2 protein-coding genes and 1 pseudogene are annotated in these 1,968 nt (G+C 53.9%); all 3 read right to left on the bottom strand.

Annotation, left to right across the window (positions count from 1 at the left end):
* Nucleotides 1-986, bottom strand: a pseudogene (locus ACF8FB_RS26345) (type IV secretion protein Rhs); the annotation flags it as partial.
* A 131-nt stretch (nucleotides 987-1,117) separates the two neighbouring features.
* Nucleotides 1,118-1,444 (bottom strand): NTF2 fold immunity protein, encoded by a 327-nt coding sequence (locus ACF8FB_RS26340; protein ID WP_245150105.1) that lies wholly within the window; start codon nucleotides 1,442-1,444, stop codon nucleotides 1,118-1,120.
* A gap of 240 nt (nucleotides 1,445-1,684) precedes the next feature.
* Nucleotides 1,685-1,968: transposase domain-containing protein (locus ACF8FB_RS26335; RefSeq protein ID WP_392512507.1), on the bottom strand; the 284-nt coding region annotated here is incomplete at its 5' end.

Raw genomic sequence — 1,968 nt, 5'->3', positions numbered from 1 at the left:
GGGTCGTACTGATAACGGCGGTGGATCGGGTTGTAGGCGTGCTCGACCAGCAACGAGGTATTGATGCCGGTGTTATGCACTTGCGAGAGCTTGTCGGCCGGCAAGGTCGAGGCAAACTGCCAGGCCTTGCGCCCCATGGCGTCATAACCGAAGCAGCTGGTGAGCTTGCCCTGGGTGCGGTACACCTCACGATGCAGGTCATCGCGCTCCATGTCACTGATGACCTGGCCGTCCAGGTTCAGCTGGTGCAGGTGGCCACTGCCGTAATACAGGTGATTGACCTTACGCCCATCCGGCAGGGTCAGCGTGGTCAGGTTGCTGAGCGGGTCGTACTCGTAGCCGAGCGTGCCGTCAGGGCTGATTTCTTTGCTCAGCCGGCCGAGCAGATCGTAGGTGTATTCCAGCTTTTCTTCCGTGATCCCAAGCTGCTTGCCGATCCCGCTCGGTTGCCGCTCGATGCTCAGCAACCGGTCACCGTCGTCGTATACGAATGTCTGGCTCGCATCACGGTTGATCTTGGCGACCAAACGGCCAATAGCATCACGCTCGAACAGCGTATGGCGCTCGGGCCGCTCGGCATTTTCGCCATAGCCAATCTCATCCAGTCGTGTGAGATGGCCACCGACGTTGTAGCTGAAACGCCGGGGCAGGTTATCCACCCGCACTTCCTCGCTTAGCCGGTCCGACGCGTCATAGGCAAAGCGGTAAACCGCGCTGTTCTCGTTGACCAGTGCGGTCAGGCGCAGGGCCTTGTCGTACTCATAGCGGATCCACTCACCCTTGGCGTCCTGGCGACTGCTTGGCAGCCCGCGCGAGGTGCGCTGCAAACGGGTGGTCTGGCCTTTGCCGTCGGTGTGGCTCAGTACCTGACCAAGGGTGTTGTAGGTGAAGGTTTCCGCAGTGCCGTCCGGGTGGTTGATGCGCAGTACTTCGCCGTCGGGTTTGCGCTCCAGCGACGTGGTTTGGTTCAGCGCATTAGTTACGGCAGTCTGATCACATACAAAATAAGAATTTGCAAGAAGATGCTCCAAGCGACTACATAATATTAATTGTTAAAAAACAAAAGCTTGCAGCAAAAAACCAATTAACCTTCTTACCAAACCAAAAGCACGAAACTTTACAGTGGCGAGCGGCGCCATTTATCATCAAAACTTAAAACTTCTTTTTTCTTTATTCTCCAGACACCATCTTTAGACACTAAATACATCTTGGAGCATGTTTCAGCACCTTTAGTTTGCCGCACTTGAATTGTCAGCGTTTTTCCACCCCCATCCAAAACCTCTAACTCATCAGTGGCAGGATCATAAGCGGCAGGTTTAGTGCACCCAAGATCTACAAGCCGCCCATAGTTAGACTTATCCTTAACGACATATTTATCAAGTATCTCTTCAAGTTGTTTTGCATACTTTTCTTTTAGCTGAGAATCTTCTATCCCATGAGCCATGTTTTTTTACGCTGGTCAAAGAACTCAGTCTCCCAGCAGTTCATTTCCCTCATGAAGGCTACTAGTTCACTAGGAGGATTCATAACTACATTTTCCCTTAGTCATTTTAATTCGCAAAAATACCTTCAAGGATTTTCTCACCTTGACGATACACGTCATAGGTTATGGAAGTCGGTCGCGCCCCCCAGCTCGATGGTAACCGATCCATGAACCCCACCTACCAGAAGGTGGAAGCCAAGGTTACCGTGGCATCTCTGGCGAACAGTTCCATGGCAGCAGCGCTTCGTAGTCTGCTACCGATGAGGCGTGCGGCAGTCGCTCCAGGACGTGGCGCAGCCACGTATAGGGCTCTTGGCCGTTGACCTTGGCGGTTTCGACCAGGCTGTAGATCTGCGCGCTAGCCGTGGCTCCCGTGGGCGTGTCACTGAACAGCCAAGCTTTGCGCCCGATCACAAACGGCTTTATGGCCCGCTCTGCCAGGTTGTTGTCGATCGGCAGGTGGCCCGCCTCGACATACCGCTCCA

It is taken from the genome of Pseudomonas sp. yb_2, from assembly GCF_043103905.1.
In the GTDB taxonomy this organism is placed as follows: domain Bacteria; phylum Pseudomonadota; class Gammaproteobacteria; order Pseudomonadales; family Pseudomonadaceae; genus Aquipseudomonas; species Aquipseudomonas alloputida.
The sequence above is the reverse complement of the archived record's forward strand: the minus strand, read 5'-3'. Positions and strand labels throughout refer to the sequence as shown.

Excerpts from the sequence above, each read along its gene's own strand:
- ACF8FB_RS26340 (WP_245150105.1), bottom strand. The coding sequence starts at position 1,444 with ATGGCTCATGGGATAGAAGATTCTCAGCTAAAAGAAAAGTATGCAAAA.